This is a genomic window from Pseudoalteromonas sp. B131b, assembly GCF_037162545.1.
GTDB classification, from domain to species: Bacteria; Pseudomonadota; Gammaproteobacteria; order Enterobacterales; family Alteromonadaceae; genus Pseudoalteromonas; species Pseudoalteromonas fuliginea.
In genome coordinates this window covers 722,165-745,029 of the sequence record NZ_JARLUZ010000002.1, presented here as the reverse complement: position 1 = coordinate 745,029, position 22,865 = coordinate 722,165, and the positions used below count along the sequence as shown (strand labels likewise).

The following is a 22,865-nucleotide window of genomic DNA, read 5'->3' as shown; positions in this document are numbered from 1 at the left end:
AGTTTTATTTAACTCTCTGAGTAGTTCCTGCCTCGCTATGCCTCTGCGTTTCCCGTCTCAGTGGGGTCGCATTATAGGGAGATTCGGGCAAGGGTCAATGTTTTATTTCAGCTTTTTGACAATTAAATGAATTTAGTACAAAAGCTATACAAACAAAGGGCTGCATCGCCTTTTTTGCCCATTAAACAACCAATTTGTACACAAATCCCAGGGGGACTTAAAAACACCTCTATAAATAACACTGCAGAGCTATGTTAACTGTGCGGTTATCACTACTGCATTAAATAAGTGTTTTACTATAGCGCCACTAAAATAGCGCAATAACAAAGCTGACATTATAATGTATTGATCATTGAGCTTAAGCTAATTAAGTAGCTTAAACTGTATCTATGAAATTCAATTGAATTTTCTTTTCACAAATTTACTGAACAGATACCAACTTTAAACACTACCAATTATTCGCTTAGCTATTGAACATCGTCCGCTTTATGTTTTACTTCTCTTTATTCGCTTTTACATTTTGTGCTTGCTCAAATATTTCTTTGTACACTTCGTCGTGGCTAATTGGCGGATACTTAAATTTAGCCAGTATTAAAATAAGCTCTACTCTTAGTGATGATTTAATATCTTCGCGGTGGTTCCAATCAACAAATTTAACTTTGTCGTCCACTATTACTTTTACCGCTTGGGCGAGCTCAATCAACTTATCTTCGGGGTAATCAAAGTCGTATTTAACCGCGAGCATTTTTAATGCGTCGTAAAAGCCTTTTTCTTCAATATCAATACCTAGCTCGTCGCCGGCGTTCATTTCGTCGCGTACGCTGTAAATCATATTAACCATAGTGTCTGAAAACTCATCAAGTACGTTACTTACCAATATGTCATCATCTTTTCGCTCGTTATAGCGCTGTACCAGCGATTCAAAGCGTTTAGTAAAGTCGATACCTTGGGTTTGGTTTACTTTTTTAAGCTCGCCTATGGCTTTAGCTAACATTTGTTGCAGTATTTTTATTTTGGTATTGGGGAGCTTTATTTTTTCTATTTTAGCGATGTAGTCATCATTAAAAATGTCAATTTCGCCGCCGTCTTCATTACCGAGTTTAAATACCTCTTCTACGCCGTCACTTTGCAGGGCTTCGCTTATCATTTCACGTACTTTGGCGTTCATTTGTGCGGTATCTGGCGCTTCGCCTTTGGTTAGCTTGTAAATAATAGAGCGAATAGCAAGGTAAAAGTGAATGTGGTTTCGCTCATTCTCGTTAATTTTTTCACTGCCACAACATACATCGTAAGCGGCTTTTAAACGTTTAACTAGATCCATAAAGCGTTTTCGGCGCTTTTCGGTAATTAGCGCAAACTCGGCGGCGTGGTTTAAACAATTAAGCTGTGCAACGGCTTCGCCGGTAAAGTACGCGCTGCTGTCAAACTTATGAAATAACTGAGCAAGTAACGCTAAGTGGTTTTTTACTTCGATAACCGAGGCGGTAATGTCTTCAAAATTGGTTTCGTCTGTTTTTGAATACTGCGCTAACGCTTTATTCATTTCAGATTTAATACCAATGTAATCGACTACCAAGCCTTTGTTCTTACCTTCAAACTGGCGATTAACCCGCGAAATAGTTTGTATTAAGCTGTGCTTTTGCAGTGGCTTATCAATGTACATGGTGTCTAAAAATGGCACGTCAAAACCGGTTAGCCACATATCTACCACTATGGCTATTTTAAAGTTTGAATGTTTGTTTTTAAATTGCTTATCAAGCTCTTTACGTTCGTCTTTACTGCCCAGTAAATTATATAAGCGTGCGACGTCGTCTTTACCACGGGTCATCACCATTTTTACTTTTTCAGAAGGGGCTGCAATACGGCCTTCGCTAATAGCACGCTTTCGCTCGGTATCCGATAAGTTTTGCGCGTTGTCCTGCTCGTTTAAAGAGTCGACTACAGCAAACCAATCTGGACGTAATTCTTCTAATTCTTGATACAGCTGATAAGCAATACCGCGTGAGCTACACACAAACATTGCCTTGCCGGCAACCGTTGAGCATTCTTCAACACGTTTTTCGTAGTGCTGTACAAAATCTTTTGCTAACACTTTAATACGATCAGGGTCGCCTAAAATGCTATTCATGTTCGCAGTGGCTTTTTTACTGTCTTCTATTTGCAGCTCGTTACTGCCTGCATCGGCGCATTCTTTGTAATAAGCTTCAATTTCTGCCAGCTTGCTGTTGTTTAAACACACCTTGGCGGCGCGCCCTTCATAAACAATGCGTACGGTTATTTCATCTTTGACTGATTCGGTCATAGTGTACGAGTCAACTACTTCACCAAACACATCTAAAGTCGCGTCTACTGGCGTACCAGTAAAACCAACATAGGTGGCGTTTGGCAATGAGTCATGCAGGTATTTTGCAAAACCAAAGGTTTTTCTCACTCCGGCATTTGGGCCTTTGTCGGTAATAGTAATTTTTTGATCGAGATTAACTTGGCTACGATGCGCCTCATCAGAGATACAAATAACGTTAGTGCGCTCAGTTAATAACTGGGTGTCTTCGGTGAACTTATGAATGGTAGTTAAAAATACACCGCCGCTGTTACGGCCTTTTAATAGCTCACGCAAGTGAGTACGGCTGGTGACTGTTTTTACCGTGTCATCGCCAATGTAGGTTTTAGCATTACCAAACTGCTGCGAGAGTTGATCGTCTAAATCGGTTCGGTCGGTAATTAAAATAATGGTCGGGCTTTTAAGTTCAACACTTTTCATCAGCAAGCGTGTTAAAAATTGCATGGTGTAACTTTTACCGCAACCCGTTGCGCCAAAGTACGTACCGCCTTTACCATCGCCTTTTGGCTTTAAATGCAGCTTTATATTTTCGAACAGCTTATTAGCGGCATAATATTGCGGGTAACGCGGCACAATTTTTTCTCTTTTTTGCACGCACTTTTATTATCAGAATCAGGGAAGAATACAAAGTTGCGCATTACATCGCGCAAACGCGCTTTATCAAACAAGCCATGCAATAAAGTATGTAATGAATTTATGCCCTCTTGTGCGGTTAGCTCTTGCCCCGTTACTTTTCCCCACGAGTAAAAAAACTGATATGGCGCAAATAAGTTACCCATTTTATTATTCACGCCATCGCTTATAACGCACAAGGTATTAAACACAAATAATTGAGGAATAGCACGTTTGTAGCGCACCGTTAGTTGCTCAAACGCTTCAAAAATAGGGGCTTGCTCGCGTATCGCGCTTTTAAATTCAAACACCACCAGCGGCAAACCATTCACATATAAAATGCCATCGGGAATACGCAGTTCAATATTGTCGTAGCTTGTGGGGCTTTCTATTTCTAACTGGGTAACAAAGCGGTAAATGTTATTGTCTTGCAGGTAAGTAACGCTGGCTTCATTTACATTATCGAAAGCCATATTATCCAAAGCAGCAATAGCACTGCCTGCTATTAGGCTACTTTTAATGCCTTGCTCAACGTTGTCGTAATCGAGTAGTTGAATATATAAATCTTTTTGAGACTGGCTCTTCGCCGCATCACTACTTTGACCACTTAACATGTCTCTTTTATGTAAAAACCCATCACTTAGCCAATTACAAAAGGTTTTATTGCTCTCATATAAATCACTGGCTGGGAGTTTTTCAAGCTTTGCAATAATAGAGTCTACTTCGCCGGTAGTAATATTATTTTTAGCGTAACGCTTGGTTAAAAAAGCACGTAAGTCTTCTTTAATTAATACGTCGCTATTATTGCGGGTGAGCTGCCCGCCCAATAAATGCGGGTAGCCTTGTTCGGCTAATAACTCAACCACCGCTTGTTCTAATTTGGCTTCAGTAAATTTCATCAAACATCCTTATTCTTTTTATTTTAAATGGTTAAGTGCTTAGCCTATGTATTAATCTACTGTTTCATCGTTAGTGGCTACATCAGGTATTTGTAGTTCGCCAGAGATGAGTTTGGGTAACAGAGTGTCACGGAGTTTTGTTAGCACTGATATTTCGCTTAGCAGTTTCTCCTGTCTGATGGAGTATGCTTTTGCATTTTTATTAAAAATATCAATTAGATTATCACAAGGTAGTAAGACCTGCATCCTTGCAACAATCTTAGTTGTAAGACTACCACGTACACTATGAGAATCTGATAATGCTCTCATTTCTTCATATCTAGAGTGTAGGTTTTCAAAAAGCCAATTACTTAATTTTACATCCTTAACTCTTATACAAACTACAGACTGATTGAAGTAAGTATGGATTCTATTAAGAGATGTTTGCCCTCTGGTATGCCCTTGACCTGCGCCAGCAATTAATATATCGCCAGGAATAGACAATTTAGTCGACGAATTTTTAACTCCTTCCTCAGTTATTCTTTTTTCTGTATCTAGTACTAAATTAGATCTAGTTTCACCAGAAGAAAACCAATGAAGCTCTCCGTTCCAGTATTCTGAAGTTCTCGTATTTGGAGTCCCTCCACTAAATACTTTCGCAGATATTCCTTCTACATTAGAAACGCTCCACCCCTTTGGAATCCAGCCTAGTTGTTCGTTGTGCTCGAACTCATTAGGGAAGTGGGCGTGGGTGTTTGCGTGTTGCGCTAATATTGTAGGGTTGGCGTTAAAGTTTGCTTTAACGGGTGTCTCAGTGCCTTTCTCTGCTGCTTGTGTTGCTTCTTTTGTTGGTAGCTGTGCTTGTAACTCGTGAGCGAGCGCACTGAGTGATGCTTTGCATTGTGTCGCATTGTGTAAGCTGTTCAGTGCCGTTAAGCGGCGCTGTGCTTTTTGTATTAACTCGTCAGGCAGACTAGTTTCAAGGTTTTCTAATTTAAAATCAGCGCTGGCAAGTAGGTTGTCGAACACCGGATCAAAATCAACAAACCAGCTTTTAAACAACGCCTGCGCCATTTTTTCTAGGGTTTGGTTGGTTTGTTTGTTGAGCTGTATTTTTTTGTCTAAATCAAATAGTTTAAGCGCCAAGTTTCTTTGATGTAAAGGGTCAACAGGCACTTTTACTTTTGCTCTATGTATATGATTTCTATTTATTCCAGGTACAGCTCCTTTATCTGTGTAGTCGGAATACCTGATTGTCTTTAGAAAGTAATAAACATATAAAGGATCATTCCCTTTAAAATCTTTAACGTACAATGTTGTATTTAATGGCCAAAAATCATCTTCAATATAAAATACTTCACCAATAGTTCCATATCGTCCAGTAACGACACCCGGAGCTTTAACTTTTATTTCGTTATGCTCACCAGAAGATCCAGATGAAGACACAACGGGAACACCACCATTCACTCTCTTTGTTTTAGGTAAGTCATAGCCACGCTTCAACTCGATTAAATCACCAAGCTCGCAATCAATCCAATCACTCCCCATAACCCAGTGCCTCCAAATTTTTACGAATCGCTTTATCAAGCTCATCGCTTTGGTTCACTTCGCTATAAAAACGTTGGCTAAGTGCGAGTTGTTTATATTTATTATTTTTCATTGTTTAACACCTGCCAATATCCGTCTTTGTTTGCGCCGATCCGCTTGATTACGTTATGGTCTTTTAACCACTTAATATGACGCTCAACCGTTGCAGTGCCTAAATTAAGCTGCTTAGCAAATACTTTTGTAGACAATGAAGGCGAGTGCTTAATGCACGTTAACAATGGCTGAATATTTTTGGGAATAATAGTTTGATGGTTTATTCCATCACTTATTCCATCATTTATTCCATCATTTATTCCATCATTTATTCCATCATTTATTCCATCATTTATTCCATCATTTATTCCATCATTTATTCCATCATTTATTCCATCATTTATTCCATCATTTATTCCATCATTTATTCCATCATTTATTCCATCATTTATTCCATCATTTATTCCATCATTTATTCCATCATTTATTCCACCATTTATTCCGTCATTTATTCCATCAGTCGTTACTACTGCTTCATTACTGTGGCGTATTTTTCTTGGAAACTCCCAATCGGTAAAATCACCTGACTCAGAGAATACAGGTAAACCGATGTTTGCCTTGATGCAATACTCTTTAATTCTTTGTATACCGCTGCCCCATTGCTCAACTAAGTCCAACTCCTTAAACACTCTTGCAATGACTGTATTACGGATTTCAGAACGCCCTTTTAACGCATCATGAATAGTTAGCCCATGTGGTAAACCGCCTGGCGATACAATATTAAGAATATCATCGTAAATACCTATTTTTATATCTCGTCCAAAATTGCTGTAATCTCGATGCATTACTGCATTGAGTAATGCCTCTCGAATTGCTGGAAAGGGGATCTCAAAGGTATCAGTACGCTGCAGCCCCAGTACCTCTGCGCGTAAATGAAGATGATTTTTTATAAATAGTTCTGCGTTTTCTATTTGCTGAAATAGATCACCCGTGTACTCTTTTTTATCTAAAAAGATAGACATGGTAGTGCCTTTAAATCGGCTACATTTTATTTCTACATGCTCATAAAAGCCCAGTAAAATTAGCAAGCCATGTGTGGGGTAAAGCATATTATTATCGTTTTTGACCAGCTTTAAACTTAATAATTTTTCTGGCGTTAATGGTTTACCATGTGCTGCAAAACGTTGTTGAAGTGGCGTTAAATCAAGGGTTGATAAATCCACTTCATAGTTAATAAGTGAGTCAAAGCTAATATGGTTACGTTGACGTTCAAGCTCTATCACTTGCGCCTGACTGACTATGCGATTAGTCGCACCAATACGTTGATAACAACCCAGCTCTTTGCCTTTACTCTTTAAATAATAAGGGAGTAATGCTCCGCGCTGCACTTCTATTACTAATAACTCAACCCCGTTAATATTCTCTATGTAAATATTAGGTAATAGCGTAGGCGCAACTAGTTCATGCATTGTTGAACTAATTTTATCCATTAATTCAAATAGATCAAAATGTTGCAAACCTATTAGAGTTCTATTGTCAGAAACGCCTATAACCAGCTTTCCACCCGCAGAGTTGGCAAAAGAGATAATGCTTTTAACCCACTCTTTACTGGTTGGTAATTGCACTTTAAATTCTAAATTTTTGCTTTCACCTTTTTCTATATCAAGCAATAAAGGGTGTTTATTTTCCATTACATCGCTCTCTATAATTATGCGTTTCCACGATTCTGAGGGTCGCTTTACCAAGCCCTAATAAAAACTGTTGTAGGTTATTTATAATACCTTGCTCAACGGGTTGTTTATTTTTACTTGAGAGTAAACGCTCGTAGTAAAGCGTACCAATTTGGCGATCTAACGCGCGCGCTGACCAATTTTGTAAAATGGCTTCATCGCGATACCCGTTGCGTGCAGTTGAACTATCAACCCGTAATAGGGCGCGATAATGCGTCCAGCTTAATTCGAGACGCACTGCGTCTCGTTTTTCAAAGGCGAGATAAAAACGGCGCATATTACGCAGGTTGGTTATGTCAAACCCCTTACCATAGTTTGTGGTGAGTTGCTGCGATAACCGTTTTAATGTTGCTTTACCATAGGCTGCGCGTGTTTCACCGCCTTGCTCATCTTCTACAATTAAGCGCCCTATTTGCCAATACGCTTGTAACATGGCGGTATTTACGGTTTGTTTAACTTGCCCACGGGCTTGCTCAACAATGCGCTTAATATCAACTAATAAGTGCTCGTTTTGAGTAGATGGGTGTTCTTTACTGCTAGTCATTACGTTCTTCACTATCACGCTTTTCACCAAAACGCTCTTCACCATAGCCTAAAGCCTGCAAGTTTTTACGAATAGCGTTATCAAGCTCATCGGCTTGACTCATTTGGCTATAAAGCGTTTGGCTAAGCTCGCTCATTTTGGTTTCGAATGGGATGCCGTCGTCGATAATATCGGCCGCGCCTACATAGCGCCCAGGGGTGAGTACGTAGTCGTTCGCTTTTATATCCCCAAGGGTGGCTGATTTACAGTAACCGGCGATATCTTGGTATTCTTGCTCTTGCTCTTTATTTGCGCTTTGCTCTTTATTTGCACTTTGCTCTTTATTTGCGCTTTCTCGCTCGGTGCTTTCAGTGACAAGCTCTTCGCCGCGCCAAATATGGTAGGTTTGTGTTATTTTAGCTATGTCGTCGTTGGTGAGTTCTTTTAAGGTGCGGTTAACCATAGAGCCCATTTCGCGGGCATCTATAAATAGGGTTTCGCCTTGGCGGTCGCGGCGTTTTAGTAGGCCTTTTTCGTTATTACCGCGTTTATCTTTACTTATAAACCATAAACACACCGGAATTTGCGTGGTGTAAAACAGCTGCCCTGGTAGGGCTATCATACAATCGACTAAATCGTTTTCGATTATTTTTTGGCGAATATCGCCCTCGCCACTGGTGTTAGAACTCATTGAGCCATTGGCCAGTACAAAGCCTGCGGTGCCATGCTCGCTCAATTTTGAGATCATATGCATGATCCACGCATAGTTAGCATTACCAGTAGGCGGTGTTGGGTAACCGGCCCAACGGGCATCGTCGACTAATTCGTTATCGGCGCGCCACTGTTTTTGGTTAAACGGCGGGTTTGCCATAATGTAATCGGCTTTTAGGTCGGGGTGTTGGTCTTTAAAAAAGTGTCGCCGGCTACATCGCCTAAATTGCCCGATATACCGCGCACGGCGAGGTTCATTTTAGCCAGTTTATAGGTGGTGTTGGTGTACTCTTGCCCATAAATAGACACATTTTTTTGATTGCCGTTATGGCTATTAATAAATTTTAGCGATTGCACAAACATACCGCCCGAGCCACAACATGGGTCGTAAATTTTGCCTTGAAATGGTTCGATCATATCGGCTATTAGGGTAACAATTGATTTTGGCGTATAGAACTCGCCCCCGCCTTTACCTTCAGATGCAGCAAATTTCCCTAAAAAGTATTCGTACACACGGCCAACTAAATCTTCTTCTGTTTTTTCGTTTTGGTTGGCGATGGTGTCGATATTATTAATGGTATCGATTAACGCTGAGAGCTTACTGGCATCGAGCCCTAAGCGTGAAAAGTAGTTATCGGGCAATGCGCCCGCGAGTGATTTATTGTTTTTTTCAACGCCGTGCAGGGCGGTATCTATTTTAACAGCAATATCGCCTTGCTTTGCGTTGGTTTGAATGTATGACCAGCGGGCGTCTTCTGGAAGATAAAACACGTTATACATCGCGTAAAAGTCGACCATGTCGATGTATTCATCGCCGTGCTCAGCAATAATGGCTTTTTGACGTACTTCAAACTTGTCACTGATAAATTTAAGAAAGATTAAGCTTAAAACAATGTGCTTATATTCGGCTGATTCAACACTGCCTCGCAGTTTATTGGCGGCATCCCAAAGCGATTCTTCAAACCCGACTTGTGCTTGTTTTGTGGTTTTTTTAGCAACTTTTTTAGTAGCGGGCTTTGTGGCGGTTTTTTTAGGTGCGGTTTCCATAACTATCTCAGACCAGAATATCAATACAAATTATTGAGTTATCATACCGTAAAGAGCGCGAATTATTGAGACTTAATTAAAAATATATGAGGGGATATTTATTAGGGCGTGTTGATCTTTGTGGATTGAAATTTGTTCAATCTAGGGGCGATTAAATCGCGGCGCGAGGTTTGTAACCTAGTGGGCTAAGTAAAAACCGAGCAACAAAGAGTTTATCGTCCCTAGAAAGAACCCAAAGGGCAGCGCATGTTTGGTATTTATGCTGCGTTATCGCCTATTTATGGGGAATAACCACACTACATAGGCTCTGCCTTGCCTAAAAACCAAACATACAGCTGCAAACTCACCCACCAAAGATCAACACGCCCTAGTCATAATACGCAATATGCGAGCAGTTTGGTTGTTGCGACAGTGTCGCCACTTTCGCTTCGTAACCCATTACACATAAAAGCCAATTAACAAACTAACTCGTTAGCCTGACATATTTTTCAGCCAGTTCGTCTATATTTTCTCGATGATTAGGATCGGGCTTTATGCAGTCAATTGGGCATACGCTGACACAGGTTGGTTTGTCGTAATGGCCTACGCATTCAGTGCATTTTGCGGGGGCTATTTGGTAAATTTTAGCGCCCATGTAAATGGCTTCGTTAGGGCATTCTGGATCGCACATGTCGCAGTTAATACATTTGCTGTTAATTAGTAAAGCCATTCTCTAACCTCTAGTACTTCTAGCATAAATTTGCAGCCGTAAATTATGCATTTTATTCTGCGTTTTCTTGTTGATCTCAATCAATAAAAATTACATTGTGTAACTCGCATTCAATCATTAACTTTATAACTAAAAATGGACACTATAATATCCATTACGCTCATAAAAAAGCAATTTTGGACACAGTAATGCCCAATCAAGTTCGCGAGGTTCTGTTATTAATTATTAAGCGAAGGTGATGTGCAGCTGGCTTTTGCTGAGCACCTAAAAGAACGTCGCAAAAAAGCACAGTACCGGCTTCTACAATAAAAAAGTTTGAGGTTACAGGGCTTATTTCGTTTAGGCAGCTATTGCTTTTGTGGCAAACACTCGACGATTTAACTCGTTTATATGACTTAACAAAAGCGCCAACTCAAGGCAAGAATGCGCCAACGCCTATTGATCAGGTATTAAACAATGGCCTTTATTAAACCCATAGAAAAGCTAGAAGTACAACGTACACTGTCAGACTCAACAGAGTTAATGGTGGGTGTACTTGCTCAAAATAGGCAAGGTGTTTACTTTCAGTTCGACCAAAGTTATTTAGACACATATGGTAATCTTTCGCCATTCTCACTCGCCTTCAATAGAGATGTTCAGTTAGCTTCAATAGAGATGTTCAGTTAGCACCCAAAAGCCCACATAATGGATTGCATGGGGTCTTTTCTGATTGTTTACCTGATGAGTGGGGGTTATACCAATTCCAATAAATAGCTGATCTATTTTACTTGCTAAAACAACCCATTTCTTTGTTGTAAATTTCGCAAATGGAACAACCAATTACATCAATTTACGCCTAGAACTGAATTGTTTTTTCGGCGTAAAATTTAGATCTCATACTTAATGGAATTGGTATTACTACTACAGGATCGTGTATTCAGAAAAAATAATATAATGCCTAACTTTGTGACCCAAATGGACCGCTATCTTTTGTTGGCCGTTTAGCTATGGGGGCATTATCGTTTACACCTGAAACTCATTATGATGGCACAAATGACGATGACGCTGGTCTTGCTACATTGGGTCAACAAGCCCAAACAATATTTGACGGGCAGACAGAAAAAGTACTTTCTGCGTTAGTGGCTGCTGGCAGCTCCGGCGGTGCACGCCCTAAAGCTAAAATTTATTTTCCTGACAATAATATACAAGAATGTAGGACAAAACCTAAAACAGGCGATGATGCTTGGTTAATCAAATTCACATCCAAAAACCTCGCTTTAGGACATGAGAAAGGGTTATGTGAAGCTGTGTATTTGGATTTAGCTGAACAAGCGGGATTAAACCCACCTCAACGATTACTGGTACCCGCCCCAGAAGGGACCGGTGCAAAGCAATGGCTTGCCTTAAAGCGATTCGATAGGTTTAAATTAACGGGTGATAAAATGGGCTGCAAACATATGCATAGTGCATGTGGCTTGCTAGATGCTGATTTTCGTACACTTACATTAGATTATGAGGATTTAATTAAAGCGAGCCGTGTTTTATGCAAATCACCTGCTGCGGGGCAATTACAATTTCGTCGGGCTATGTTTAATTTATTTAGCTGTAACCAAGACGACCACAGTAAAAAATGGGCTTTTTTACAAGAAGATTCTGGTGAGTGGGATTTAGCGCCTTTTTATGATGTCACTTTTAGTCCTCACCCTTTTAACGAGCATGCTACTTCGTTTGCTGGATTTGGAAAAAACCCGCCACTAAAAGCGATTCAAAAGCTGGCCTCTGCAGCAGGTTATGCAAACTGGAAACAAGTACAAGTTATAATATCTGAAATAGCGGAGATTATTTTAAACTTTAAAGACACCGCTAAAACACTCGACGTAAATAAAAAACGATTAGCTTAATAGAGCAACAGCTTAATAATACGTACGCCATGAATAAGCATTTAACGGGTAGTTAAAATAGATTATGAAGTAACACCAAAATACCGATTTTTGGTGTTACTTATACCCCTTAAACTGCTTGTTTAAACGGATTGCGGGTATCTTGGTTTTCATCTAGGTTACGCATTAAAATAGCGTGCGCTAAGTTAACGCCCTCATCTAGCGGTATTTTTACAGTGTGACCAGAGCCTTTAGCATCGCTAATACTTTCGCCTTTTTTGTTTTCCATGTATTCAAGCACAAAACTAATATTTCCCTTTGGCGTCATTAGCTCTAAAGAGTGGCCTGTGCAAAATTTATTTTTAACGTCTATTTCAACTAAGCCATTTTCGCAGCGCCCAAGTACTTCACCCACAAATTGCTGCTTAGTTGATACAGAGTGACCATACTCGTAATTTTGGTAATCTTGATGGGCGTGACGTTTTAAAAAGCCTTCGGTGTAACCACGGTGCGCAAGGTTTTCGAGTGTTTTAAATAAGTTAGTATCAAATGGTTTACCCGAAGCCGCATCGTCTATTGCTTTGCGATAAACTTGTGCTGTGCGCGCCACATAATAAAATGACTTAGTACGCCCTTCTATTTTTAAACTATGTACACCCATTTTTGTGAGCTGCTCTACGTATTGCACAGCGCGTAAATCTTTTGAGTTCATAATATACGTGCCGTGTTCATCCTCAAACGCAGGCATGTATTCGCCAGGGCGGCCTTGCTCTTCTAACATGAATACATCGTTACTCGGCGTCCCTTCTCCCAATGTAGGAATCACCTGTTTTGGGTCAATTTTATGCACCATTTCACCGGTTTCATTTTCAACACCTGGCTTAACATCATAATCCCATCTGCATGCATTGGTACATGTACCTTGGTTTGGATCGCGTTTGTTTATATAACCAGAGAGCAAACAACGCCCTGAATACGCCATACACAATGCGCCATGTACAAATACTTCAAGTTCGGTTTCTGGGCAGAGTGTGCGTATTTCGGTTATTTCTTCGAGCGACAGCTCGCGAGATAAAATAACCCGCTCAATGCCCTGCTTCGCCCAAAACTGCACACTTGCAAAGTTAACGGCGTTTGCTTGCACCGATAAGTGAATAGGCATCGCCGGCCACTTTTCACGAACCAGCATGATCAAACCAGGATCTGACATAATCAGCGCATCGGGTTTCATTGCTATAACTGGCTCTATATCACGTAAATACGATTTTACTTTCGCGTTATGCGGCGCAATATTAGACACCACATAAAACTTTTTATTTTGCGCATGTGCTTCACTAATACCAATTTGCAGCGTGTCTAGGTCAAACTCATTATTGCGCACACGCAAACTATAGCGGGGTTGCCCCGCATAAACCGCATCTGCGCCATAAGCAAACGCGTAGCGCATGTTTTTTAAAGTGCCTGCAGGGCATAATAGTTCAGGAGTAAAAGGCGTTGAAGAAATAATGGGTGACATGTGCGCTCCATACATCGAACCGAGTATAAGTCGGTTGCATGATTAATTAATTTACGAGCGCGGCATTATAAATCCGCCAAGCATTGTGCTTTTGATCAAGATCACAAAACTGCAATCAAACTGGTTTTTAATAAAATTAGGATTTTTCACTTAAAACGCGTATAATTCGCGCCCGTTAATATTCACACTTTTACTTAAAATTATTGGAGCATAAAGATGGCTTTAGAGCGTACTTTCTCAATCGTAAAACCTGATGCAGTTGCTAAAAACCACATTGGCGCTATCTACAACCGTTTCGAATCTGCTGGCCTTAAAATCGTTGCAGCTAAAATGGTTCACCTTTCACAAGAGAAAGCTGAAGGTTTCTACGCAGAACATAGCGAACGTCCTTTCTTCGGTGCTTTAGTATCTTTCATGACATCTGGTCCAGTAATGGTTACCGTTCTTGAAGGCGAAAACGCTGTTCTTAAAAACCGTGAAATCATGGGTGCTACTAACCCTGCTGAAGCACTAGCTGGTACTTTACGTGCAGACTACGCTGATAGCATCGACGAAAATGCTGTTCACGGTTCTGATGCTGTTGAATCTGCTGCTCGCGAAATCGCGTACTTCTTCGCTGACGAAGAGCTTTGTTCACGTACTCGTTAATTCGAATTCGTTAACATATTGAAAAGGGCTTTCGGGCCCTTTTTTAGTCATTACGTAAAGTATTAATCAGTAAACTAATAATGTTTTACTTAATGATTAAAGTGAGTGAATTGTGTACAATTCGTCCTCGTAAATTTTATCTCCACCGTCACCGATTGAGGTTGTTTCATGACCGAGCAAAAAAAGATTAACTTATTAGATTTAAACCGAGATGCAATGCGCGAGCTATTTGCATCGTTCGGTGAAAAACCGTTTCGTAGTGACCAGGTGATGAAATGGATTTATCATTTTGGCGTAGATAACTTCGACGAAATGACCAACGTAAACAAAAAGCTTAAAGAAAAACTTAAAGCTGAATGTGAAATTGTTGCGCCAGAAATCACCGTTCGCCAACAAGCAAGCGACGGTACAATTAAGTACGCGCTTATTCTTGAAGGCGGCCAAGAAGTAGAAGCCGTTTGGATCCCTGAAAAAGAACGCGCTACTTTATGTGTATCATCACAAGTTGGTTGTGCGCTTGAATGTACTTTTTGTTCTACTGCTCAACAAGGCTTTAACCGTAACTTAAAAGTATCTGAAATCATTGGCCAAGTTTGGCGTGTAGCTAAAGATATAGGCCTTGATGGCCATAGCGAAAAGCGCCCAGTAACTAACGTTGTGATGATGGGTATGGGTGAGCCTTTACTTAATCTTAAAAACGTAGTGCCAGCAATGGAACTAATGATGGACGATTGGGGCTTTGGTTTATCTAAGCGACGCGTAACATTAAGTACGTCAGGCGTTGTACCTGCACTTGATTTACTAAAAGAGAAAATTGACGTAGCACTGGCTATTTCATTGCATGCACCAGATAACGCACTGCGTGACATTTTAGTGCCCGTTAATAAAAAGTACCCTATTGAAGAATTTTTAGCCGCGTGTCGTCGTTATATCGACGGTTCAAAAGCTAATAAAGACGTAACCGTTGAATACGTTATGCTTAACGGTATTAACGACAGCACCGATCAGGCGCATGCACTCGTGCAAACGTTAAAAGGCACACCATCTAAAGTAAACCTTATTCCGTTTAACCCGTTCCCAGGTAATGAGTACACTCGCTCAAGTAACAGCCGTATTGATCGCTTTTCAAAGGTATTACAAGCAGCCGGCGTTACCTGTATTGTTCGTCGTACTCGAGGGGACGATATTGATGCAGCTTGTGGACAATTAGTGGGTGATGTAGTGGATCGTACTAAGCGCTTAGCTAAAAAGAAAATGCGTGATGATAATGCGATTACTGTAAACATTCATCAAGCATAACTTTTAGTAAAATACTTAAAGCCTTTATATTAATTCGTTTATTTTTAAATATATGATGCAACATAAAGGCTTTTAGGTAAGATAGAAGATATGGATTAAAATACAGAGATAAGGTAATGCGATCTTTACTTGCTTTAACTATATCGGCACTCGCTCTAAGCGGGTGTGTAACCGAAAATAGTTATAACGGCAGTGACAAACCCGTCGTCGAAAATAAAATTAATAATATAGGCGCAGCGCGAACGCGTATTGCTCTAGCATTACAATACCTAAATACAGGCAATAATTCTCAGGCTAAATATAATCTAGAGCGTGCAGCCGAATTTGCACCAAATTTACCAGAAGTTCATTACTCTCTAGCTTATTACTATCAACAAGTTGGTGAAAATACACTGGCCGATAAAGCCTACCAAAAAGCACTCGCCATAAAACCAGACGATCCAAATACTTTAAATAACTACGGTGTATTTTTATGTGGCATAAATGAATACGACCGAGCCACTGATCAATTTTTAAAAGCAATAGAAATCCCTAGCTACATTCGTGTTGCAGAAAGCTACGAAAATTTAGCTTTATGTGCCATTGAGTTTAACGATTTTGATAATGCTGAAAGTTATTTTAAACAAGCCATGAACCACAGCTCGCAAAGAACGTCTACTTTAATCAGTTTAGCTGCACTGTTTTATGCTAAGAGTGATTTACACAAAGCAAATGAGCTTTTAAAGCGTTATGACGATACAGGCAAAGTTTCATCTCGGGCTTTAATGCTTAACTATTTAATAAAAAATCGAATGGGTAAAATAGAAGATGCAGAAAAAATTGCGAGCACTATTTCACAGACCTACCCAACGAGTAATGAAGCATACGTAATTCGAGAGCAAAAAGTACGGTTAAGCGAATTTGAAATTTTAAGAGAAAAATACCGAAAAGCTAAACTTGATGAATTACAAGAAACAAGTAATGGTGGACAAATTAGTGTTAAACCAAAAATAAAAATCACCCGGAAAAAACACATTGCTAGAGATAATTCAACAAGCTTAGTTACCAACGATAACAAACGCATAAGTGTAGCACCCCAAACTCCAATGGATAATGCAACTTCAGTTATTGCAAGTACTGTTAATCCAATTAATAAAGGAAATACTTATACAAGCGCGCCCCCATCATCTATTTCAGAAAAAGAAACGACACCAACAGTAACTAGTTCAAGTACTAAAACCGATACATCGGCTATTATGCTTGCTTTAACAACTGGTCATAATTCAGCTAATACGATGCAAAAAACGGTCGCCGCTCCACAAGTACCTAAATCACAAAAACAAGCCGAGAAAACATTAACTAAACCAAATGACAGCATTAAAATAATTTCTTTTGGCGCCCCTAAAGATGCAAACTTTAATTCGCAGCAAACTCCCCTGTAATAAAGGCTCCTATAGAACAGAATGATTCTGATGTTGTTTTTTACACTGCAACGAAAGATACTAACGTGTTTGCTGAAAGTAGCCGCCAAAATAATAATGACATACAGTTTAAGAGTTATGAGGCAAGTGAACACATTGAACCACCAATGCTTAACCCTAAAGTACCAACTTTAAGCATCCCATTTCATGTAATTCAATTCGGTGAAAACCTATTTAGCATTTCGGTGCGATACAATGTTAAACTACAAAAACTTCTACAATGGAATGGTTTAAAAGAGTCGGATCGGGTAATGAATGGAAGTAAAATTTACCTAAACGATCCTAATGTTTATTACGAAATTAAAGCTGGCGACACCCTTTACGAAATAGCTACCCAGCGGCGTGTATTAATTGATCAATTAATGCGATGGAATAAATTAAGTCCTGACATAGCACTTACGCCAGGGCATAGACTTTTACTAGTGGATCCAGACTCATACACATTATGAATGAAGACAATACGCAAACACAGAGCGAACAACCAACGGTTGGTCAAATACTAAAAGCACATCGTGAGCAAGCGAATGTGAGCATTGAAGCAATTGCTAAGCCGTTAAAACTATCTGAACTACAAATAAAGCGTCTTGAAAACGATGAATTTCAATTACTCGGTCCTATTACGTTTGTAAAAGGTTATATTAAAAACTATTGCCGAGAATTAAAAGTTGATTGCACGCCTATTCTAGCTATGATGCCAGCCCCACCTGAGCCGGCTAAACCCGCGAACATGCAAAGCTTTTCACGCCGAACGGAGAAAGAAGCCAATGACAGCCGATTAATGTTCGTGAGTTATATTATTTTAGCGATCGTCATTGGTTCGTCTGCACTTTGGTTTTGGCAAAATGCCACGCCAATTGAAGAACAAACAAGTAATATTAATGTTGAGAACTCAATTATGAGTGAGCGACAAGCAGCACAATCTCCTTTTTTTGAACAAGAACAACAAGCAGATACTAATAAAACGGTACAACCGCAAAGCGAAACATTAAATGATTCAGTAGAACAACCCGTAGAAACAGTAACTACTGACCTGGATAAAACACCAGGTATAAGTACAATCGTGATGAACTTTAACGATGAAAGCTGGGTTGAAGTTTATGACGGTGAGGGTGAAAAAGTCGCTTTTGGTGTTAAAAAAGCAGGCTACCAGATGACGGTTAGCGGTACTCCTCCTTTTTCTGTTGTACTAGGTAAGCATGACGTTGTAAGTATTACCTTGGATGGTGAGCCTATCGACATTTCGGCTTTTCCTAAAAATCGTTTAGCTAAATTTAAATTACCACTAGCAGAGTAGTCGCTATGTTTTCAGAATCTCCAATTAAACGCAGAAAATCAACTCGTATCAATGTAGGTAATGTACCTATTGGTGATGGTGCACCGATTGCAGTGCAATCAATGACCAATACCGATACCATGGACGTAGATGCAACCGTGGCACAAATTCAGGCAATACAAGATGCCGGTGCCGACATTGTGCGTGTATCAGTACCAACAATGGATGCAGCAGATGCATTTAAAAGTATTAAAGAACAAGTCACTATCCCTTTAGTAGCCGATATTCACTTTGATTACCGTATAGCCTTAAAAGTGGCAAAGTACGGCGTGGATTGCCTACGAATAAATCCAGGTAATATAGGTAGCGAAGAACGTATTAGAGCCGTTGTCGATTCAGCTCGCGAGCATAACATTCCTATTCGTATTGGTGTAAATGGAGGCTCACTTGAGCGCGACTTACAAGAAAAATACGGCGAGCCTACACCTGAAGCCTTATTAGAATCAGCAATGCGCCATGTAGATATATTACGCCGCCTTGATTTTGACCAATTTAAAATATCAGTAAAAGCATCAGATGTATTTTTAGCGGTAGGTGCGTATCGTTTACTTGCTAAAGAAATAGACCAACCACTGCATTTAGGTATTACCGAAGCAGGCGGAATGCGCTCAGGCTCGGTTAAATCCGCAGTAGGTTTAGGTATGCTACTTGCTGAAGGCATTGGCGACACACTACGAGTATCACTTGCAGCCGACCCAGTACAAGAAATCAAAGTCGGCTTTGATATTTTAAAATCGCTGCGTATACGCTCACGCGGTATTAACTTTATTGCCTGCCCTAGCTGCTCACGCCAAGAGTTTGATGTAGTTAGCACCATGAACCAGCTTGAAGAGCGTTTAGAGGATATTATTGAGCCTGTATCGGTTTCGGTAATTGGTTGTGTTGTAAATGGCCCAGGTGAAGCACTCGTTAGTGATATAGGTCTTGCTGGTGCAAACCGTCGCTCTGGCTTATATATTAATGGCGAGCGTCAAAAAGCACGTATCGATAACAATAATATTGTTGAACAACTCGAAGGTTATGTACGTGACTTTATAGCCCAAAAGCAAAACCAGACACCTATCGACATAAAAATAGTCGAATAAATACCGTATTTAGCGGCAAACAACGCTGTTTGCCGTTGACCTTTATAGCAAGTGGATACCCAAACCACCTCAAAATACAGAACTCAGCGTTTCACAGGGATTTAATATCAAGGCGTTACTTTGCAAGAATGGCAATCCCTTTTAAAAAGTAACAACGATGAGAGTAAGTGCCTGTGAACCGCCCAATGGGTTGGTTTTAAAGCGATTTATACTGCGTTATTGATTTTAACAATAGAACCTCTATTATTTGCAATCAATGCCTTGCCTAAATCGCTTTTAATTCCAACGACGCTCGCATCATGGGGTAGTTTGGGTATATAATAGCGGGTCAATTTTTAGCATTCTTGTTGTGTAAGCATTTTTTATTACACATAAACAGCATTTAGGATTTATCAGTGGCAAAACAAATTCAGGCAGTTCGCGGTATGAACGATTGTCTGCCAGGCGACACACAAGTTTGGCAGAAAGTAGAAAACATTTTACGCGAGACAGTAGCATCGTTCGGTTATCAAGAAATTCGTTTTCCTATTGTAGAATCAACCGACTTATTTAAACGCTCTATTGGTGAAGTAACCGATATAGTAGAAAAAGAAATGTACACCTTTGCAGATCGCAATGGCGACTTATTAACACTGCGCCCTGAAGGCACCGCTGTATGTGTGCGCGCAGGTAACGAAAATGGATTATTATATAACCAAGAGCAGCGTCTTTGGTATATGGGACCAATGTTTCGCCATGAACGCCCGCAAAAAGGTCGTTACCGCCAGTTTCACCAATTTGGTTTAGAAACATTTGGTATTGCCACAGCCGATATAGATGCCGAAGTTATTTTATTAACAGCGCAACTATGGGAAGCATTTGGTATTACTGAGCACGTACGCTTAGAGCTTAACTCATTAGGATCTAACGAAGCGCGCGCCGATTACCGTGATGCATTAGTAGCTTACCTTGAACAACACATAGATGTGCTTGATGAAGATTCAAAACGTCGTATGTATTCAAACCCATTACGCGTACTTGATAGCAAAAACCCAGATGTACAAGCCATATTAACCGACGCACCTAAATTATCTGAGCACCTAGATGTTGAATCAAAAGAACATTTTGAAAATTTATGTGAACGTTTAGACGCTGCAGGCGTCTCATACACGGTTAATGAAAAATTAGTACGTGGTTTAGACTACTACAACCGTACCGTATTCGAATGGGTAACCGACAGTTTAGGCGCACAAGGCACTGTTTGTGCTGGCGGTCGTTACGATGGTTTAGTTGAGCAACTAGGTGGTAAAGCAACCCCAGCGGTTGGTTTTGCAATGGGCCTAGAACGTTTAGTATTATTGCTACAGGCTATTGAGTGTGTGGGTGACATTCGTCGCAATGCTGATGTATATTTAGCAGCGATGGGCGACAAAGCAAGTATTCAAGCACCTATTATTGCCTCTGAACTACGTCGTGACGTAGCCGGTTTACGTGTTATGGTACATGCTGGCGGCGGTAACTTTAAAAAACAATTAAAACGTGCTGATAAAAGCGATGCACTTGTTGCTGTTATTATCGGTGAAGATGAATTAGAAAAAGGCGTTGTGACTATAAAGTACTTACGTGAACGTAAAGAGCAAGTCACATTAGAACTAGAACAAGCTAAAACGCTATTAGCTGAGCTTATTAACGGCTAAGCTGACATTAGAGGTAAACATGGATATACATTCAACAGAAGAAGAACAAGCAGAAGCCATTAAACGTTTTTTCCGTGAAAACGGCGTTTCACTTGCACTAGGTATAGTTGTTGGCTTAGGTGGTTTGTATGGCTGGAAAGCGTATAACCAAAACCAAATCACAACAGCTGAGAAAGCATCAAACTCTTTCACTAAGCTTGTTGAAGGTGATGATGTATTATCTTCAGCAGATACGTTTATCAGCGAAAATAAAGGCACAAACTACGCAACATTAGCCGCATTTGTTGCTGCTAAAGATGCTGTAGATGCGCAAAAGTTAGATGTAGCAAGCGAAAAACTGAGTTGGATCGTATCTAATGTGCAAAATACAGAACTAAAAGCAATTGCTATTACACGCTTAGCCCGCATTCAAATTGCACAAACTAAATATGACGATGCATTAAATACATTAAATGCACCATTACCAGAAGCATTTAACGCAAACGTTGCCGAGCTTAAAGGCGATATTTACGCTCAGCAAGGTAATAAAGATCAGGCTCGCACTGCTTACCAAGCAGCTGTAGATGCAGGTGGATTAACCAGTAACCCACTATTACAAGTTAAGTTAGATGACCTAGCAGTAACTAGCCCAGCGGCTTAAGGTTTTAGGCATGAGAAAATTAACGACTGCAACCCTTGCCCTATGTATGGCAACACTGATGGGTTGTTCATCAAGTGATGATGAAGACGAACTAGTACTTCCTGAAATTGTAAACCAGTTTGAAACTGACGTTGTTTGGCAAGAATCAGTTGGTGACGGTGTAGAGCATTATTTCTCTCGTCTAACGCCTGCTATTTATAAAGATACTGTATACGTTGCTAGCCGTGAAGGCCAAGTTGAAGCACTTTCGCTTACGAATGGCGACACAAAATGGGAAACTGACGTGCGTCAGGATTTATCATTTTGGCCATGGAGTGACAACGGTACAGCAAAATTATCAGGCGGTATTTTACAAGCTTATGGTAAGATTTATATTGGCTCTGAACATGGCTTTATTATTGCCCTAGATCGCGAAACCGGTGAAGAAGTTTGGCGTAAAAATGTACCTGGTGAATCGCTATCAAAACCAACTGCTGGCGATGGCTTAGTTTTTGTTAATTTAGCGTCTGGTAAATTATTAGCGTTACACCCAGATACAGGTGAGCAGCGTTGGAGCTTTGAACAAGAAGTACCGCCGCTAACATTGCGAGGACAAAGCTCGCCAACCGTTGCTAACGGTGGTGTATTAGTTGGCCTTGAAACAGGCAAGTTAAACGTTTTGATTTCAGAAAGTGGTTACTCAGCATGGAGCGCAGAAATAGCGGTAGCTAAAGGTGCATCAGAGTTTGAACGCCTAGTTGACGTAGATACTCAACCACTTATTAGCGGCCCATACGCATATGCTATTGCTTATAATGGTAACTTAGCCGCTATTGATATTCGCTCAGGTAATATTGTCTGGAAACGTGAATACAGTAGCTACCGCGATATTGCAATGGACGCACAAAGTATTTATGTAGTAGATAGCGATGGTGTTATTTACGCATTGGATAAAGATTCAGGTATTGAACGTTGGAGCCAACCCGCTCTACGTGGTTGGTACTTAACAGGCCCTACAGTTGCGGGTAGCCATTTAGCTATAGGCGACCAAGAAGGTAACCTGCATTGGTTAAATAAAGAAACTGGCGAGCTAGTATCTCGTGAAGACTTTGACAGTTCAGGATTTTTTATTGAGCCTGTTGTTGCCGACGATAAACTGATTTTATACACCCGTGATGGTGAAGTTAGTGCGGTTAAAATACCGAACTAACTTACTACTATTAGTATAACCTGCTAAT

Annotated in this window: 14 protein-coding genes and 4 pseudogenes; 10 read left to right on the top strand and 8 right to left on the bottom strand. The window is 40.2% G+C overall.

All coding sequences use genetic code 11. The annotated features are described in order from the left end of the window. Nucleotides 1-493: 493 nt before the first annotated feature. From P4S65_RS21225 to P4S65_RS21195, 7 genes and pseudogenes are all read right to left on the bottom strand, one after another. Nucleotides 494-3,852: pseudogene (locus P4S65_RS21225) on the bottom strand (type I restriction endonuclease subunit R). 51 nt (nucleotides 3,853-3,903) lie between these two features. Further along, on the bottom strand, nucleotides 3,904-5,379 hold the full coding sequence (locus P4S65_RS21220) for a restriction endonuclease subunit S (RefSeq protein ID WP_337121139.1): 1,476 nt from the start codon (nucleotides 5,377-5,379) through the stop codon (nucleotides 3,904-3,906). Beyond that, nucleotides 5,369-5,491 (bottom strand): hypothetical protein, encoded by a 123-nt coding sequence (locus P4S65_RS21215; protein WP_337121138.1) that lies wholly within the window; start codon nucleotides 5,489-5,491, stop codon nucleotides 5,369-5,371. Before P4S65_RS21215 ends, P4S65_RS21220 begins: the two co-directional genes overlap by 11 nt. Further along, nucleotides 5,481-7,103 (bottom strand): ATP-binding protein, encoded by a 1,623-nt coding sequence (locus P4S65_RS21210; protein ID WP_337121137.1) that lies wholly within the window; start codon nucleotides 7,101-7,103, stop codon nucleotides 5,481-5,483. Before P4S65_RS21210 ends, P4S65_RS21215 begins: the two co-directional genes overlap by 11 nt. Beyond that, entirely contained in the window at nucleotides 7,093-7,686 is a 594-nt protein-coding gene (locus P4S65_RS21205) for a DUF1016 N-terminal domain-containing protein (RefSeq protein WP_337121136.1), read from the bottom strand. Before P4S65_RS21205 ends, P4S65_RS21210 begins: the two co-directional genes overlap by 11 nt. Further along, a pseudogene (locus P4S65_RS21200) lies at nucleotides 7,679-9,423 on the bottom strand (N-6 DNA methylase). Before P4S65_RS21200 ends, P4S65_RS21205 begins: the two are co-directional and overlap by 8 nt. Before the next feature lie 463 nt (nucleotides 9,424-9,886). Next, nucleotides 9,887-10,132, bottom strand: coding sequence for a YfhL family 4Fe-4S dicluster ferredoxin (locus P4S65_RS21195; protein ID WP_045984404.1), 246 nt, complete (start codon nucleotides 10,130-10,132; stop codon nucleotides 9,887-9,889). A gap of 456 nt (nucleotides 10,133-10,588) precedes the next feature. On the opposite strand from P4S65_RS21195, the gene P4S65_RS21190 reads away from it, so the two are divergent. Both P4S65_RS21190 and P4S65_RS21185 read left to right on the top strand, forming a co-directional pair. Then, nucleotides 10,589-10,798 carry a hypothetical protein gene (locus P4S65_RS21190; RefSeq protein ID WP_442961892.1) on the top strand — a complete coding sequence of 70 codons (210 nt, stop codon included), beginning with the start codon at nucleotides 10,589-10,591 and terminating at the stop codon, nucleotides 10,796-10,798. A gap of 228 nt (nucleotides 10,799-11,026) precedes the next feature. Then, nucleotides 11,027-12,068 (top strand): annotated as a pseudogene (locus P4S65_RS21185) (type II toxin-antitoxin system HipA family toxin); the annotation flags it as partial. Between the two features lie 53 nt (nucleotides 12,069-12,121). On the opposite strand, the gene trhP reads toward P4S65_RS21185, so the two are convergent. Then, nucleotides 12,122-13,507: a prephenate-dependent tRNA uridine(34) hydroxylase TrhP gene (gene trhP / locus P4S65_RS21180; protein WP_337121135.1), complete on the bottom strand. Its 1,386-nt coding sequence runs from the start codon at nucleotides 13,505-13,507 to the stop codon at nucleotides 12,122-12,124. Nucleotides 13,508-13,723: 216 nt separating this feature from the next. On the opposite strand from trhP, the gene ndk reads away from it, so the two are divergent. The 8 genes and pseudogenes from ndk (at nucleotide 13,724) to bamB (ending at nucleotide 22,837) form a co-directional block, all read left to right on the top strand. After that, nucleotides 13,724-14,155 carry a nucleoside-diphosphate kinase gene (gene ndk, locus P4S65_RS21175; RefSeq protein ID WP_007377442.1) on the top strand — a complete coding sequence of 144 codons (432 nt, stop codon included), beginning with the start codon at nucleotides 13,724-13,726 and terminating at the stop codon, nucleotides 14,153-14,155. A gap of 168 nt (nucleotides 14,156-14,323) precedes the next feature. Then, nucleotides 14,324-15,454 carry a bifunctional tRNA (adenosine(37)-C2)-methyltransferase TrmG/ribosomal RNA large subunit methyltransferase RlmN gene (locus tag P4S65_RS21170; protein ID WP_008139552.1) on the top strand — a complete coding sequence of 377 codons (1,131 nt, stop codon included), beginning with the start codon at nucleotides 14,324-14,326 and terminating at the stop codon, nucleotides 15,452-15,454. Nucleotides 15,455-15,570: 116 nt separating this feature from the next. Next, nucleotides 15,571-17,363, top strand: a pseudogene (gene pilW, locus P4S65_RS21165) (type IV pilus biogenesis/stability protein PilW). Then, nucleotides 17,360-18,208 carry a RodZ domain-containing protein gene (locus P4S65_RS21160; RefSeq protein WP_007377439.1) on the top strand — a complete coding sequence of 283 codons (849 nt, stop codon included), beginning with the start codon at nucleotides 17,360-17,362 and terminating at the stop codon, nucleotides 18,206-18,208. Before pilW ends, P4S65_RS21160 begins: the two are co-directional and overlap by 4 nt. Before the next feature lie 5 nt (nucleotides 18,209-18,213). Beyond that, entirely contained in the window at nucleotides 18,214-19,332 is a 1,119-nt protein-coding gene (ispG, locus tag P4S65_RS21155; RefSeq protein WP_008139556.1) for a flavodoxin-dependent (E)-4-hydroxy-3-methylbut-2-enyl-diphosphate synthase, read from the top strand. A gap of 395 nt (nucleotides 19,333-19,727) precedes the next feature. Continuing rightward, nucleotides 19,728-21,008: a histidine--tRNA ligase gene (gene hisS / locus P4S65_RS21150; RefSeq protein ID WP_337121134.1), complete on the top strand. Its 1,281-nt coding sequence runs from the start codon at nucleotides 19,728-19,730 to the stop codon at nucleotides 21,006-21,008. 19 nt (nucleotides 21,009-21,027) lie between these two features. Continuing rightward, entirely contained in the window at nucleotides 21,028-21,648 is a 621-nt protein-coding gene (locus P4S65_RS21145; RefSeq protein ID WP_337121133.1) for a YfgM family protein, read from the top strand. A 10-nt stretch (nucleotides 21,649-21,658) separates the two neighbouring features. Then, nucleotides 21,659-22,837 carry an outer membrane protein assembly factor BamB gene (gene bamB / locus P4S65_RS21140; protein ID WP_008139563.1) on the top strand — a complete coding sequence of 393 codons (1,179 nt, stop codon included), beginning with the start codon at nucleotides 21,659-21,661 and terminating at the stop codon, nucleotides 22,835-22,837. Nucleotides 22,838-22,865: the final 28 nt, after the last annotated feature.